Source organism: Pseudoalteromonas lipolytica (assembly GCF_001306915.1).
GTDB lineage: Bacteria > Pseudomonadota > Gammaproteobacteria > Enterobacterales > Alteromonadaceae > Pseudoalteromonas > Pseudoalteromonas simplex.
In genome coordinates this window covers 1-14,521 of sequence record NZ_LJTC01000002.1, presented here as the reverse complement: position 1 = coordinate 14,521, position 14,521 = coordinate 1, and the positions used below count along the sequence as shown (strand labels likewise).

Here is a 14,521-nt window from a genome sequence, read left to right as displayed (position 1 = left end):
TTTTATCCGCACTATAATTACTGGAATGAGGCAAAGTAATGACTAAGTATAATTTTTGTGCAGGACCGGCAATGCTACCGCCGGCAGTTATGCAAAAAGCACAAAAAGAATTTATAGATTGGCAAGGTTTAGGTGTCTCTGTGATGGAAATTAGCCATCGCAGCAGCGACTTTTTAGCGCTTACCACTAAATGTGAAGCAAGCCTGCGTCGTTTAATGAATATTAGCGATGAGTTTGAAGTGTTATTTATGCACGGCGGTGGCCGTGGTCAATTCAGTGCTGTACCACTCAATCTTCACCTTGATGATAAGCCAGCCGTGTACTGTGAAAACGGTGTGTGGTCTAAAGGGGCCACGTCAGAAGCAGCAAAATTCACTGCAGTTGAAAGCATCAATGTACGTGATGATGAGCAGCAAAATGGCCAGTTCTCTATAAAACCAGCAAGCAGCTGGGAATTACCTGCTGATGCGTCGTACATTCACTATTGTCCGAATGAAACCGTCGATGGTATCGAAATTTTTGACGTACCATCACACCCATCAGCACCGATTGTGGCTGATATGTCATCGACTATTTTATCGCGCGAGTTTGACGTAAATCAGTTTGATCTTATTTACGCTGGGGCACAAAAGAATATTGGCCCGTCTGGTTTATCGATTGTTATTATTCGCAAAACACTTCTTGAGCGTGAAGGTCTTGCCAAGCCAGGTATTCTTGATTACGCCTTAGAAGCAAAACAAGGCAGCATGTATAACACGCCACCGACATTTGCGTGGTACTTAGCTGCTGAAGTATTTGAATGGCTTGAAGCAAACGGCGGCGTTAAAGCGATGGAAGAACAAAACATCGCAAAAGCAGAACTTCTTTACAACTATATTGATAGCTCAGATTTTTACAGCAACAAAGTTGCTAAGCATTGCCGTTCGCGTATGAACGTTCCGTTTTGGCTAAACGACGAATCACTGAATGATAAATTCATTAGTGAGTCAAAAGAAGCAGGCTTATTAGCCCTTGAAGGTCACCGTATTGTCGGTGGTATGCGCGCAAGCATTTATAATGCGATGCCACTAGAAGGTGTTCAAGCCTTGGTTAATTTTATGGAAAAATTCGCCAAGGAGAACAGCTAATTATGGAACAGCTTCGTCTTGAACCGATTACAAAGGTAAATGGTAGTGTGACACTGCCAGGCTCAAAAAGCTTATCAAACCGTATCTTACTGCTTGCTGCTCTTGCAGAGGGCACAACGGTTGTTGAAAACCTACTAGATAGTGATGACATTCGTCACATGTTAGGTGCATTAAATCTTCTAGGCGTGAATGTATCGCTTAATGAAGATAAAACAGTGGCTACCGTAGAGGGTGTTGCAGGTAAATTTAAAACTCCGAGTGAGCCTTTATTTTTAGGTAATGCCGGTACTGCTTATCGTCCACTGACAGCGGTTTTAGCTGCTGTAGAAGGCGAGTACCAGCTGGTGGGTGAGCCTCGTATGGAAGAGCGCCCAATCGGCCATTTGGTAGATGCACTGCAAGCACTGGGTGGTGATGTTGAATACCTTAAGCATAAAGATTATCCACCACTGGCCATTAAAGGCGGCAAAATCAACGGTGGTAAAGTTGAAATTGATGGCAGCATTTCTAGCCAGTTCTTAACAGCGTTACTAATGGCAGCACCATTATTTAATGGCGATACAGAAATCACCATTAAAGGTACTCTGGTATCAAAGCCTTACATTGACATTACCCTAGATGTAATGAAGCGCTTTGGCGTTACTGTAAGCCATGACAATTACGAAACATTTTACGTTAATGGATGTCAGCAGTATCAAGCACTTGAGCGCATTATGGTTGAAGGTGATGCATCAAGCGCCTCTTATTTTGTTGCGGCGGCTGCAATAGCAGGTGGCGAAATTGAAATTAACGGGGTAGGTGCGGCATCTGTTCAAGGTGATATTGGTTTTGCTAAAGTGATGGAACAAGTAGGCGCCAAAATCGATTGGTACGATGAAAAGCTGGTGGTTCGTAAAGGCGAGCTAAACGCGGTTGATATTGATGCCAATGCAATCCCTGATGCGGCAATGACACTCGCCACTGTTGCGCTTTTTGCAAAAGGTAAAACAGCAATTCGTAATATCTATAACTGGCGTGTCAAAGAAACAGATCGCTTATATGCCATGGCGACAGAGCTTCGTAAAGTTGGCGCAGAAGTGGTTGAAGGTGAAGATTTCATCGAAATTACACCACCAGACACTTTTAACGATGTAGCGATTGATACCTATAACGATCATCGTATTGCCATGTGTTTTGCAATGGTTGCCGTTGGCGGAAAGCCAATAACCATTAACGATCCTAAGTGTACATACAAAACTTTTCCAACGTTTTTCAAAGTACTAGAGTCTGTCTCAAGTCAATAAAACAGAAGAAAATATAAAAAGTTACATTCTAAATGCGGATCTATTTCAAGAACTGGCGTATAATATCGCGGTTTTATTTTGGTGTGCATTGCAGGAGGTTATAAATGCAGGCGTTATCAATGCCCGTAATCACCATCGATGGCCCAAGTGGTTCAGGTAAAGGAACTGTTTGTCGCTTGTTAGCCGAGAAATTAGGTTGGGATGTATTAGACAGTGGAGCGATTTACCGTGTGCTGTCACTTGCAGCGCTTCATCATCAAATTGAACTAGATAATGAAGATGCGCTAGTTCCGCTAGCTGCAAACTTAGATGTACAGTTTTTGGTCGATAGCCAAACGCATACTTCTAAAATTGTCTTGGAAGGCGAAGACGTCACAACCACAATTCGTAACGAAGAAGTGGGTGCTGCGGCATCAAAGATTGCTGCATTACCACGGGTGAGAGAAGCATTATTACGTCGTCAACGTGCGTTTCGTACTGAGAGCGGCTTAATTGCCGATGGTCGTGACATGGGCACAGTTGTGTTCCCAGATGCACCATTGAAGATTTATTTAACCGCATCAGCTGAAGAGCGCGCTCGTCGTCGCTTTGCTGAGTTGAACGAACGCGGTCTTGATGTTACACTAAGTGGTCTACTTGAGGACATAAAAGCTCGCGATCACCGTGATATGACGCGTGAAGTTGCGCCGCTTGTTCCTGCAGAAGACGCCATTGAGCTTGATACTAGCGAGCTCAATGCAATGCAAGTGTTTGATAAAGTTTTAACTTTACTCGACGAAGCAGTACTTGCAGGAAAGCTTCCAAAAGCTTAAAAGTAATTTATTAAGGTGCCGGCAGGAAGCCAGTGCTATTTTAACAACCCCATGCAGCATGGTTGCTAATTGGTTATTTAATTATTTAGAGACGTATAATGTCAGAAAATTTTGCGCAGTTATTTGAAGAAAGCCTTAAGGGTTTTGAAGCAGAGCAAGGCTCTATCGTTAAAGGTACTGTTATCTCAATCGAGAACAACATCGTACTTGTTGATGCTGGTCTTAAATCTGAAAGTGCAATCCCTGCTGAGCAATTCAAAAATGCTGCTGGTGAACTAGAAGTTGCTGTTGGCGACGAAGTAGATGTTGCTTTAGACGCAATCGAAGACGGTTTCGGTGAAACTATCCTTTCTCGTGAGAAAGCGAAGCGTCACGAAGCGTGGATCCGCTTAGAAAAAGCATGTGAAGAGCAAGAGACTGTTACTGGTGTTATCAACGGTAAAGTTAAAGGCGGTTTCACTGTTGAAGTTGATTCAATCCGTGCCTTCCTACCTGGTTCACTTGTTGATGTTCGTCCAGTACGTGACACAACTCACCTTGAAGGTAAAGAGCTTGAGTTCAAAGTAATCAAGCTTGACCAAAAACGTAACAACGTTGTTGTTTCTCGCCGTGCAGTTATCGAATCAGAGAACTCACAAGAGCGTGAAGAACTTCTTGCTAACCTTGTTGAAGGTCAAGAAGTTAAAGGTATCGTTAAGAACCTTACTGACTACGGTGCGTTCGTTGACCTTGGTGGTGTTGACGGTCTACTACACATCACAGACATGGCGTGGAAGCGTGTTAAGCACCCTTCAGAAATCGTTAATGTTGGCGACGAAATCGCAGTTAAAGTTCTTAAATTCGACAAAGAAAAGACTCGTGTATCTCTAGGCCTTAAACAGCTTGGCGAAGATCCATGGGCAGCTATCGCTGGTCGTTACCCAGAAGGTTCTAAGCTTTCTGGTCGTGTAACTAACCTTACAGACTACGGTTGTTTCGTTGAAATCGAAGAAGGCGTAGAAGGTCTAGTACACGTTTCTGAAATGGATTGGACTAACAAGAACATCCACCCTTCAAAAGTTGTTTCACTAGGTGACACTGTTGAAGTTATGGTTCTTGAAATCGACGAAGAGCGTCGTCGTATTTCTCTTGGTCTTAAGCAATGTATTGCTAACCCATGGCAAGAATTTGCTCGTCTACAAAACAAAGGCGACCAAGTTACTGGTAAGATCAAATCAATCACTGACTTCGGTATCTTCATCGGTCTTGAAGGCGGTATTGACGGTCTTGTTCACCTTTCAGACATTTCTTGGAACACACCAGGCGAAGAAGCTGTACGTGAATTCAAGAAAGGCGACGAAATCACTGCTATCGTATTACAAGTTGACCCAGAGCGTGAGCGTATCTCTCTAGGCGTTAAACAAATCGAAGCTGACCCATTCAATAACTACCTGGACGCAAACAAAAAAGGTGCTATTGTTAAAGGTAAAGTGACTGAAGTTGATGCGAAAGGCGCAACTGTTGAGCTAATCGAAGGCGTTGAAGGTTACATCCGTGTAGCTGATATCGCTCAAGAGCGTGTTGAAGATGCTACTACTGTAGTTTCTGCAGGCGACGAAATCGAAGCGAAATACGTTGGTGTTGATCGTAAGAACCGCACTTTAAGCTTATCTGTTAAAGCTCTTTTCGAAGCAGAAGAGAAAGAAGTACTAGAGAAGCTTAAGAAAGAAGAGCCAGCGTTCGAAAACGCTATGGCTGCAGCATTCAAAAATGCTCAAAAAGACTAATATCTAGTCTTTTAAAATTGGAAGGGCAGTTTTGCCCTTCCTTTACCACTCTTTAAGGAAACGCTATGACTAAGTCAGAATTGATAGAACAACTTGCCGAGCAACACGCACACATCCCTGTGAAAGATGTTGAAAATGCCGTTAAAGAAATTCTTGAACAAATGGCCGGCTCATTATCTAGCTCAGATCGCATTGAGATCCGTGGCTTTGGAAGTTTCTCATTGCATTATCGTTCTCCTCGCACAGGTCGTAATCCAAAGACTGGCGAAACAGTTGAGTTAGACGGTAAGCACGTACCACATTTTAAACCAGGTAAAGAATTACGTGACCGCGTAAATGCGAGTATTGCCTAGTTTTATACAGGAGTAGTTACTTGTTTAGGGTATTAAAAATTGTATTAATTGCGCTGTGTTTATTTATTGCGTTTGTACTTGGTTCACAGAATCCACAATTGGTGCAAATCAATTATTTAATCGCCAGTAATACTTTGCCCTTAGCTGTAGTAATAAGTATCTGCTTTATTTTAGGTGTCGCAATTGGTTGTTTTATAAGCTTTACACTGTTTTCTCAGTTAAAGTGGCAAAATTATCGCTTAAAGAAAAAATTAGCGCCTGAAAAAAACAATAAAAAGCTTGTTGCTAATAAAGACACCTAATCATGATTGAGCTTCTGTTTTTACTTTTACCCGTTGCAGCCGGTTACGGTTGGATAATGGGTAAAAACAGCGCTAAAAACCAAGCTCATCAGCTTAATCGCCAAATTACCTCTGAATATTCTAAAGGCCTTAAATTTCTCTTAGACAGAGAAGAAGACCAAGGCTTAGAACACCTTATTAATCTACTCGAAGTTGCCGCTGATTCAGTTGAACACTATTCAACGCTTGCCACTATGTTCCGCCGCCGTGGCGAACTTGACCGCGCTATTAAAATTCATGAGCTGCTATTAAAACACCCAAGTCTTGATGAGCAACAAGCTGCAACCAGCCGCTTAGAGCTCGCTGAAGACTACATAATGGCAGGCTTGTTAGATGGTGCAGAAGAGCATTTAGTTTGGCTTGTTAAGGCAGGCTATAAAGAAGCGTTAGAGCCAATTATTAATCTTTATTCACAAACACGTGAATGGGAAAAGGGCATTAACATGTACGAGGCCCACAATGAGTTGTTCACTAAACCTCAGCATGTAAAAGCCATTGCCAATTTTTACTGTGAAGCCGCCTTACAAGATAATGATACGCAGATTATGCGTAAAGCCATTAGCTTAAACTACAAAGCTATTCGCCCGTTGTATGAGCTTGGCCACAGTGCTTTCACTAAAGAAGATTATGTAAAAGCAATTTACTATTGGCGTGAGCTGATTAGCCAGTTCACGTTTTTTGCGCCAGTGTTTATTGAAGAATTAGCACTGAGCTATCAAAAGCTTAATTTGACGCATCAGTTTTACGAATTGCTCAATGAATTGCTCGATAAAGGTGGTGTATTAATAAAAATAAAACACTGCCAAGCTTTACTTGAGCAAGGCCACATCGAGCAAGCAATTAAATTTTTAACGGATAGTTTAAAGCGTCATCCGACTATTCGTGGCTTTAGCTTTTTATTACAGCTACTTGCTAAACAAAACAACGATATTAAAGATGTACTCGATCAAATCGATAAGCTAGTTACGTCTTATATCGCAACCAAACCTGATTTTCAGTGCCAACACTGTGGCTTTACCAGTCATACCATTTATTGGGTATGTCCATCTTGTAAGCACTGGGAAACAATTGTTCCAAGCCGTGGCATAGACGGTTTTTAATTCATATTAGTCCATTAGTTTTTAGGAAAGTTATGTCTGTCGAAGATTCAAAAAAAGTATTAATTGCCCTTGATTATGATGATCAGCAAACAGCTCTTGCGTTTGTAAAGCAATTATCGCCTGATACGTGTCGCCTTAAAGTAGGCAAAGAAATGTTCACGTATTTTGGCCCTAGCTTTGTTAAGGAACTAATCGACTTAGGGTTTGATGTATTCTTAGACCTAAAATTTCATGATATTCCAAATACAGTGGCTAAAGCTGTAACAGCAGCTGCAAAAATGGGTGTATGGATGGTTAACGTGCATGCCTCTGGTGGCGTTGAAATGATGACCAAAGCCAAACAAGCTTTAGAGCAGTTTGGTGATGACGCACCATTACTGATTGCAGTAACTGTACTAACCAGTATGGATGCCGCAGAACTTACTCGTTTAGGTGTAGATAAAACGCCAGAAGAGCAAGTAATTTATCTAGCAAAACTTGCCAAAGAGTCAGGCCTTGACGGGGTAGTGTGCTCAGCACAAGAAGCGAAAAAGCTAAAAGCAGAACTTGGCACAGACTTTAAACTGGTTACTCCGGGTATTCGCCCAGCAGGCAGCGATGCAGGCGATCAAAAGCGCATCATGACACCAAAACAAGCCGTTGAAGATGGCAGCGACTATTTAGTTGTAGGCCGCCCAATCACCCAATCGGCAGACCCAGTTGCAACATTAAGAGAAATTAACGACTCACTAAAATAACCCTCGTTATTTTGAAATAGTCTCTAAAGAGCATTGTAAGCGTGATTTATATCGCGCTATATACAATGCTCTTTTTGTTTTTTTGGCAATTTGAAAAAATACTCTAGGTTATCTATTAAGCTAGGAACATACGGCAATAAACCAAAACAACTCTTAGCCAATAGGAAGTCTAGAAGATGCTTTGAGTTCTCGTAGTGATAAATTTGAGCGAATAGCTGTAACGCCAGGTAATTTACGCAAAGTGTTATCGATGAATTGGCTATAATCATCTAAGTTTTTTGCGACAACCTGTAATAAAAAATCAGCGTCACCTGTTGTATTGTGGCAAGAAAGTACCTGATCGCAATTTTTGATAACACCTTCAAAAATAGCGGTTGTCTTACTATCGTGTTCTATGAAAGTTAATTGTACAAAAGCTAGTACACCAAAGCCGAGTTTACGTCTGTCTAAATTGGCTTGGTAACTTTCGATATAACCTTCCTCCTCTAAACGCCTTAATCTACGCCAACAGGGGGACTCACTCATCGCTAACTTGCTGGCTAACTTTGCATTCGTCAGGCGTCCATCTCTCTGCATATAATTTAAAATATCAGTATCTATCTTAGTTAGCGTGTTCATTGTTATATTCTTTCAATTTTTAACGATCAAAGAAAAGAATATTTCTTTAATTGGCAACTTTCAAGTCAAACATAACAAGAAGCAATGCGAAAGACTATTATTAGATTTTGGGAGAAGAAGAACTACAATATTAATGACTAACTCGTAATTTCTGGAGATGGAATCAAGCTGCTGCTTGCTCTATTTGCGCTCATGACAGTTTTGAACTGCCATGCCAGTGCAATTAATAACGACATCCCCAAACTCAATGTTGTTACTGAGGATTGGCCGCCATATAACTATCTAGATAAAAATGAAGAAATTGTAGGTATTGCTACAAAGAGAGTTAAAAGTATTCTTAGGGAAGCCGACATTCATTACGAAATCACACTACAGCCTTGGGCTAGAGCCTATGATACAGCAGCTAAAGAAAAAAATACGCTCATTTATTCAATCATTCGAAATGAAAAAAGGGAGTCTCTTTTTCACTGGTTTTGCCCATTATCTCCGGTTGAGAACTTTTATTTTTTCGCCTTCGCAGATAAGCTCATTGACATCAAAAGCTTAACTGATTTAAAAAAATATACTATTGCAGTGTCTCGTGATGAGTTTGAATACAATTATCTGAAGAGCATAGGGCTTAGAGAAGCGGTAAACCTTTACGTAACACCCAATGACGGCATTAGTTTCAATCAATTGCTTAACAAAAGGTCGACCTAATGGTTGAAACAATCAATAGCATTGAAAACAGATTAAGAAGCTTGGGCCTCCCCAGTAATTTGTTGATTCCAGTATTTAAGCTAGAGCCAGAAGCAGGTATCAAACTGTGCTTTGCAATTTCGAAGGGCACTAACTCTGAAATTATTAAACGGATAACAGAAGCTTTTGAAAAGTCTCTTATAGAAAAGAACTGACTTAAACCAGTCGTAATTATTTCTCAAATAAAGGGATATCAAAACTCACCAATAGCAGTAAAAACAGGTTTCCAACATTTGCAATGCTATGACTGTCATAATCCTTCGCTCCTCTCCCTTTAAAAGACAGATAATTTCTTTAAGTGATGAATTTCAAGCTGATTTAGCAAGGTAATTCCAGTCGTAATTAGTAACATATTGATGAGTTGATAATACTTATTTGAATGGTGGTTAGGTTATGAAAGCTGTTGTTTATGAAAAGTTTGGTCAAATACCAAAGGTTATGAATGTTAAGGAGCCAGACTTGTCGGATGATGGCGTAATTGTCAGTGTGCGAGCTACTGGAGTATGCCGCAGTGATTGGCATGGCTGGAAAGGACACGACGCAGATATCGAGTTGCCCCATGTACCAGGGCATGAATTTGCTGGCGTGATAGAAGCCGTAGGCAAAAATGTTCGTCATTATAAGGTGGGTGAACGCGTTACGGTGCCGTTTGTAAATGGCTGTGGTAGTTGCTCTGATTGTCATTCTGGCAACCAACAAGTTTGTTCAACCCAAACGCAACCAGGATTTACACATTGGGGCTCTTTTGCCGAATATGTAGCGATTAATAATGCCGACACGAATCTAGTTCATTTACCTAGTGATATGGATTTCGCTACAGCAGCAAGCCTTGGCTGTCGCTTTGTAACGTCATTTAGAGCRGTGGTCGATCAAGGTAAAGTGAAAGCTGGGCAGTGGGTTGCTGTTCATGGMTGTGGGGGCATTGGACTGTCTGCTATCATGATAGCCAGTGCTGTTGGTGCACATGTAATTGCTGTTGATATTGCTGAAGATAAACTCGAGCTTGCTCGCTCTTTAGGAGCCGTTGCCGTAATCAACGCCAGCAAGGTTGCCGATGTCGCTGAAGCGATTATGTCACTTACCCAAGGCGGTGCACATGTTTCACTAGATGCACTTGGGCACAGTGTAACTTGTGTCAATTCAATCAAATGCCTACGCAGTTTAGGTAAACACGTCCAAGTAGGGTTACTTCTGGGGGATCAAGCTGCTCCTAATATCCCGATGGGCAAAGTCATAGCACAAGAGCTAGAAATCATTGGCAGTCATGGTATGCAAGCTTTCCGCTACCAAGACATGCTGGCTATGATGCTTTCAGGAAAGTTAGCACCTGAAAAACTAATTGGTCAGCGCATTAATCTTGAGCAATCGATAGATTCCTTAACCACAATGGATACATCAACAGTTCCTGGTGTAACTATTGTTACTGACTTTTAAGCGCTGCATAGCCATCAATATTGTTTTCGATTTAGCGAAAGCGATATTGATGGCTAACTGTATAATTAGTTGAGAATCGAGCAATGTGACTGTCAGCTTTTCGCTCTAAGCCACCATTAGAGTATTTACGTTAACTTATTTTGGGGCAGAAATGAGTTAATCCGGAAGGCTGCTTATGGAAAAATACCGACTTTCACTTTTAAATGAATAGTACTCATAATAGCGTTAGAAAATTAAAGGCGCCCACACCTTAAAGCTAACAAAACCACTAAGAATAAAAAAGAGTAAAGCTTACACTTTACTCTTTCAGATAACTCACTATCTTGCTAACTCGCAACTCGCAACTCGCAACTCGCAACTCGCAACTCGCAACTCGCAACTTATTTCAATCTAATCGACGTTGCTTCAATCTCGATTAAACCTTGCTTAAACAAACCGCCAATGGCTTTTTTGTAGTTTGCTTTACTGGTTGAGAAAGTCTTTTTAATTGCTTCAGGGTCTGACTTATCACCTAAGTGAAGTACGCCGCCTTCGGCTTTTAATTTAGCTAAGATTTTTTCGCCTAAGTCGTTTACTTTACCCATACCTGGCTTTTCAAGGAGTACGTCGATTTTACCGTCTTCACGTACTTTTTGAATAAAGCCTTTTAAGCGCTGGCCAACAAATAGCTTTTTAAATACCGTGTTGTAGTAAACCACACCAATGTGGGCTTCGTTTACAAGTACTTTGTAGCCTAGGTCTGTTTTACCGGCAACGATTAGGTCAACTTCTTCCATTACAGAGTAAGTTGGTTCATCTTTCGATAAAAACTTATTAAAGTTGCTTGATGCACAAATACGTTGGCTGGCGTTATCTAGGTATAAGCGTACAAGATACGAAAAGCCGTCTTTCATTTTTGGCTTTTGTTCGTTGTATGGCGCAAGTACGTCTTTTTCGAGACCCCAATCCATAAACGCACCAGTGCTATTAATTGCTTTAACACGGAGTAGGGCATATTCGCCCACTTCAGCTAAAGGTTTTTTTGTGGTGCCTGTTGGGTGACCTGCGTGATCTAAGTAAATGAATACTTGAACGCTGTCGCCAGCTTCTAGTTCGTAATCAATTTCTTTGCTTGGTAAGAATACTTCGCCTAAGTCACGGCCATCTAAATAAGCACCTTCGTTAGACATTTCATTAACGAAAAGGGTTTGTGTGGTTCCTAAAATACTCATTGTTATTCCTGTTCTGGCTTTTTCTTACGGCGCATTGGAGCAAAACCATCTACATCAATTGGTGCTTGAATAGGGGCTTTAGGCTTTTTAGGGGCTGCTTTGCGTTTTGGTTTAGCAGGTTTTGCAGCCACTTTTTTCTCTGCTTTTTTCCAAACTGTGTTTGGTTTTTTCTCACGCAGACCTTTAAATTTACCAACAAGGCCGTCAACGGTGAAAAAGCTTAATTCATCATTTAAAAATGCTTTAATTGCTTTGTAGCTTGGCCAATCTTTCGGGCCTACTAACGAAATAGCAGTTCCTTTAAAGCCTGCGCGACCAGTTCTACCAATACGGTGCACATACTCTTCAGCATGTTTTGGTAGGTCAAAGTTAATAACGTGAGTCACGCTTAATAAATCAAGACCACGTGATGCAACATCGGTGGTGATTAAGATTTTAAAGTTTTCACGGCTAAAGGCATCCATAATTTCAAGACGCTTAGCCTGTGTTAAGTCACCCGCAAGTGCTTGCGCTTTAAAGCCTTTATCATTTAATAGCTGGCTTAAACGTTGAGTATCTGCACGTGTTGCAGTGAAAATAATGCATTGGCCAACATTGTCTTGTTTTACAAAGTGCTCTAGTAGGGCTTCTTTGTGATCTAGATGATCAGCTAAATAAAGCTGCTGAGTAATATCACTGTGTTGTTCGTTAGAGGCACTTAATAATATTTGTTTTGGTGATCGTAAAAGGTTACGTGATAGGGCATCAACTTGTGCATGGTCAAGAGTTGCTGAAAACAATAACGTTTGGCGTAAACGGTGATCAGCAAGCTCGTTAATCATTTTAACTTGATCGGTAAAGCCTAAATCTAAAATACGGTCAGCTTCATCAAAAATTAACAGTTCTAACCCTGAAAGCTGTAATGAGCGTTGACTCAAATGGTCAGCTAAACGCCCTGGTGTGCCCACCACAAAATGAGGGTCTTTACGAAGCGCTTTAATTTGATCGTTAAAGTTTTCACCACCCAGTACTTTTACTGCACTAATGTTTGTACCGGCAATTAATAGCCTTAATTGGCTGTACACTTGGGTTGCTAATTCGCGGGTAGGCGCAACGATCAAAACGCGCGGGTCGCGTTTACTGAGTGCTTTTTGTTTCATTACGCGCTGTACAGCAGGTAATAAAAACGCCAGCGTTTTGCCCGATCCTGTTTTTGACTGTGCAAAAATATCATGGCCTGCGATAGCTGTAGGTACCGCGTGCGCTTGAATGTCAGTGGGCTGGGTGATGCCTTGATGCGCAAGTTGTTTTTCGAGGCGTGTATCAATCCCAAGTTCAGTAAAATGCAATGCGTAATCTCCGATGAGCAAAATTTGTAAATCCTGTTCATTATAACGCACTTGCCTCACTTGGAGACAGTAAAAACACAGCTATTTCGCATCAGTTTTTGCAATTATCGCTAATTCGCGTAAAATACGCGCCCTCAATGCGCCGGATTTGCGATTCGGTTAACGCCCCACATGGGCATTTAAAGCAAAAGGTAAAACCATGACTGCTGTTCATAAAGACAATGTAACTAGCGAGCACTTTGTTGTTTGCGCACTTTACAAATTTGTAGCCCTTCCTGATTTTGAAGCGATTCGCCAACCACTACTAAAAGTAATGGAAGACAATGAAGTACGCGGTACTTTGTTACTTGCGGCTGAGGGTATCAACGGTACTGTTTCTGCTAAACGTGAAGGTATCGATAACCTACTTGCATGGTTAGACGCACAACCAAACCTAGACAACATTGTGACTAAAGAGTCATACGATGACGAATGCCCGTTCTACCGTACTAAGGTAAAACTGAAAAAAGAAATCGTAACTATGGGTGTTGAAGGTATCGACCCACGTGAAGTAGTGGGTACATACGTAAAACCAGCTGATTGGAATGCATTAATTTCAGACCCTGAAGTGATTCTTATCGATACGCGTAACGATTACGAAATCGAGATCGGTACTTTCCAAAATGCGGTTGATCCAAACACGAAGACATTCCGCGAATTCCCAGCATGGGCGAAAGAAAACCTAGACCCAGAAAAGCACAAGAAAGTTGCTATGTTCTGTACCGGTGGTATTCGCTGTGAAAAATCAACTGCGTACATGAAAGAGCAAGGCTTTGACGAAGTATTCCACCTTGAAGGCGGTATTCTTAAGTACTTAGAAGAAGTACCAAAAGAAGAAACCATGTGGGAAGGTGAGTGTTTTGTATTTGATAACCGTGTTGCGGTAAATCACGATTTACAAAAAGGTTCTTACGACCAATGTCATGCTTGTCGTATGCCTATCACTGAAGAAGAAAAGCAAAAGCCCGAATACATGGAAGGTGTTTCGTGTCATCACTGTCACGACAGCCTAACAGAAGAGCAACGTGCACGTTTTGCTGAGCGTCAAAAGCAAATCGAATTAGCACAGGCGCGTGGCGAAGGTCACATCGGTAATGAAGCGCAAGAAGTTCTTCGTAAGCGTAAAGAAGCTAAAAAAGCGCAAAAAGAAGCACAGCGCCAACAGTAATTGCTAGCTTAATGAGTTGATAGAAACCCCAGCATAGTCTGGGGTTTTTTTATGTCTATTCAAAAGGAACAAATAATACCATTCCGCATAAAGATTAAATCAATTTAATCCATTCCCGATTGCACATTTTCTTCACTCGATCCGGGATTGAAATAAAGTGATTCCACGCCTTTGAAACTTCATCGACAATTTCGTCATAGCCTGAAAACACTCTATTTGATAAACAATGTTGTCGTATCCAACTCCATACTTGCTCTATTGGATTTAGCTCTGGTGAATAAGGTGGGAGCTTTATCAGGGTTAGGTTTTTAAATTCTGCAAAACTTCATCGACAATTTCGTCATAGCCTGAAAACACTCTATTTGATAAACAATGTTGTCGTATCCAACTCCATACTTGCTCTATTGGATTTAGCTCTGGTGAATAAGGTGGGAGCTTTATCAGGGTTAGGTTTTTAAATTCTGCA

14 protein-coding genes and 2 pseudogenes are annotated in these 14,521 nt (G+C 41.3%); 11 read left to right on the top strand and 5 right to left on the bottom strand.

Features of this window, described 5'->3' with window-relative positions; genetic code table 11:
- Positions 1–38 precede the first annotated feature (38 nt).
- The 8 genes from serC (at position 39) to pyrF (ending at position 7,519) form a co-directional block, all read left to right on the top strand.
- A complete protein-coding gene (gene serC / locus AOG27_RS02050; protein WP_054551353.1) occupies positions 39–1,127 on the top strand; it encodes a 3-phosphoserine/phosphohydroxythreonine transaminase in 1,089 nt (362 codons plus the stop codon).
- Between the two features lie 2 nt (positions 1,128–1,129).
- Positions 1,130–2,410, top strand: coding sequence for a 3-phosphoshikimate 1-carboxyvinyltransferase (gene aroA, locus AOG27_RS02045; protein ID WP_054551352.1), 1,281 nt, complete (start codon positions 1,130–1,132; stop codon positions 2,408–2,410).
- Between the two features lie 104 nt (positions 2,411–2,514).
- On the top strand, positions 2,515–3,222 hold the full coding sequence (gene cmk / locus AOG27_RS02040) for a (d)CMP kinase (RefSeq protein WP_054551351.1): 708 nt from the start codon (positions 2,515–2,517) through the stop codon (positions 3,220–3,222).
- Positions 3,223–3,320: 98 nt separating this feature from the next.
- A complete protein-coding gene (gene rpsA, locus AOG27_RS02035; RefSeq protein ID WP_054551350.1) occupies positions 3,321–4,988 on the top strand; it encodes a 30S ribosomal protein S1 in 1,668 nt (555 codons plus the stop codon).
- A gap of 65 nt (positions 4,989–5,053) precedes the next feature.
- Positions 5,054–5,341, top strand: a complete 288-nt coding sequence (gene ihfB / locus AOG27_RS02030) for an integration host factor subunit beta (protein WP_036968575.1) — start codon at positions 5,054–5,056, stop codon at positions 5,339–5,341.
- 20 nt (positions 5,342–5,361) lie between these two features.
- Positions 5,362–5,643, top strand: a complete 282-nt coding sequence (locus tag AOG27_RS02025) for a lipopolysaccharide assembly protein LapA domain-containing protein (RefSeq protein WP_054551349.1) — start codon at positions 5,362–5,364, stop codon at positions 5,641–5,643.
- A gap of 2 nt (positions 5,644–5,645) precedes the next feature.
- Positions 5,646–6,782, top strand: coding sequence for a lipopolysaccharide assembly protein LapB (gene lapB / locus AOG27_RS02020; RefSeq protein ID WP_054551348.1), 1,137 nt, complete (start codon positions 5,646–5,648; stop codon positions 6,780–6,782).
- Positions 6,783–6,814: 32 nt separating this feature from the next.
- Entirely contained in the window at positions 6,815–7,519 is a 705-nt protein-coding gene (gene pyrF / locus AOG27_RS02015) for an orotidine-5'-phosphate decarboxylase (protein WP_054551347.1), read from the top strand.
- 153 nt (positions 7,520–7,672) lie between these two features.
- Here the strand turns inward: pyrF and AOG27_RS02010 are convergent, their stop codons facing one another.
- Positions 7,673–8,137: an Lrp/AsnC family transcriptional regulator gene (locus tag AOG27_RS02010; RefSeq protein WP_054551346.1), complete on the bottom strand. Its 465-nt coding sequence runs from the start codon at positions 8,135–8,137 to the stop codon at positions 7,673–7,675.
- 192 nt (positions 8,138–8,329) lie between these two features.
- On the opposite strand from AOG27_RS02010, the gene AOG27_RS02005 reads away from it, so the two are divergent.
- Entirely contained in the window at positions 8,330–8,836 is a 507-nt protein-coding gene (locus AOG27_RS02005; RefSeq protein WP_054551345.1) for a substrate-binding periplasmic protein, read from the top strand.
- 432 nt (positions 8,837–9,268) lie between these two features.
- Positions 9,269–10,309, top strand: coding sequence for a zinc-dependent alcohol dehydrogenase family protein (locus AOG27_RS01995; RefSeq protein ID WP_054551343.1), 1,041 nt, complete (start codon positions 9,269–9,271; stop codon positions 10,307–10,309).
- Positions 10,310–10,689: 380 nt separating this feature from the next.
- Here the strand turns inward: AOG27_RS01995 and AOG27_RS01990 are convergent, their stop codons facing one another.
- Positions 10,690–11,520 carry a S1 RNA-binding domain-containing protein gene (locus tag AOG27_RS01990; RefSeq protein ID WP_054551342.1) on the bottom strand — a complete coding sequence of 277 codons (831 nt, stop codon included), beginning with the start codon at positions 11,518–11,520 and terminating at the stop codon, positions 10,690–10,692.
- Positions 11,521–11,522: 2 nt separating this feature from the next.
- Complete coding sequence (locus tag AOG27_RS01985) at positions 11,523–12,848, bottom strand: DEAD/DEAH box helicase (RefSeq protein WP_054551932.1); 1,326 nt, start codon at positions 12,846–12,848, stop codon at positions 11,523–11,525.
- 199 nt (positions 12,849–13,047) lie between these two features.
- Here AOG27_RS01985 and AOG27_RS01980 point away from each other — a divergent pair, with 199 nt between their 5' ends.
- Positions 13,048–14,055 carry a rhodanese-related sulfurtransferase gene (locus AOG27_RS01980; protein ID WP_054551341.1) on the top strand — a complete coding sequence of 336 codons (1,008 nt, stop codon included), beginning with the start codon at positions 13,048–13,050 and terminating at the stop codon, positions 14,053–14,055.
- Between the two features lie 94 nt (positions 14,056–14,149).
- On the opposite strand, the pseudogene AOG27_RS21135 reads toward AOG27_RS01980, so the two are convergent.
- Positions 14,150–14,356: pseudogene (locus AOG27_RS21135) on the bottom strand (transposase); the annotation flags it as partial.
- A gap of 23 nt (positions 14,357–14,379) precedes the next feature.
- Positions 14,380–14,521, bottom strand: a pseudogene (locus AOG27_RS21130) (transposase); the annotation flags it as partial.

Bases quoted from the DNA above. Each gene is read 5' to 3' on its own strand.
- serC (WP_054551353.1), top strand. From the start codon at position 39: ATGACTAAGTATAATTTTTGTGCAGGACCGGCAATGCTACCGCCGGCA.
- lapB (WP_054551348.1), top strand. From the start codon at position 5,646: ATGATTGAGCTTCTGTTTTTACTTTTACCCGTTGCAGCCGGTTACGGT.
- ihfB (WP_036968575.1), top strand. From the start codon at position 5,054: ATGACTAAGTCAGAATTGATAGAACAACTTGCCGAGCAACACGCACAC.
- AOG27_RS01980 (WP_054551341.1), top strand. From the start codon at position 13,048: ATGACTGCTGTTCATAAAGACAATGTAACTAGCGAGCACTTTGTTGTT.
- pyrF (WP_054551347.1), top strand. From the start codon at position 6,815: ATGTCTGTCGAAGATTCAAAAAAAGTATTAATTGCCCTTGATTATGAT.
- AOG27_RS02010 (WP_054551346.1), bottom strand. From the start codon at position 8,137: ATGAACACGCTAACTAAGATAGATACTGATATTTTAAATTATATGCAG.
- aroA (WP_054551352.1), top strand. From the start codon at position 1,130: ATGGAACAGCTTCGTCTTGAACCGATTACAAAGGTAAATGGTAGTGTG.
- AOG27_RS01990 (WP_054551342.1), bottom strand. From the start codon at position 11,520: ATGAGTATTTTAGGAACCACACAAACCCTTTTCGTTAATGAAATGTCT.
- AOG27_RS02005 (WP_054551345.1), top strand. From the start codon at position 8,330: ATGACAGTTTTGAACTGCCATGCCAGTGCAATTAATAACGACATCCCC.
- cmk (WP_054551351.1), top strand. From the start codon at position 2,515: ATGCAGGCGTTATCAATGCCCGTAATCACCATCGATGGCCCAAGTGGT.
- rpsA (WP_054551350.1), top strand. From the start codon at position 3,321: ATGTCAGAAAATTTTGCGCAGTTATTTGAAGAAAGCCTTAAGGGTTTT.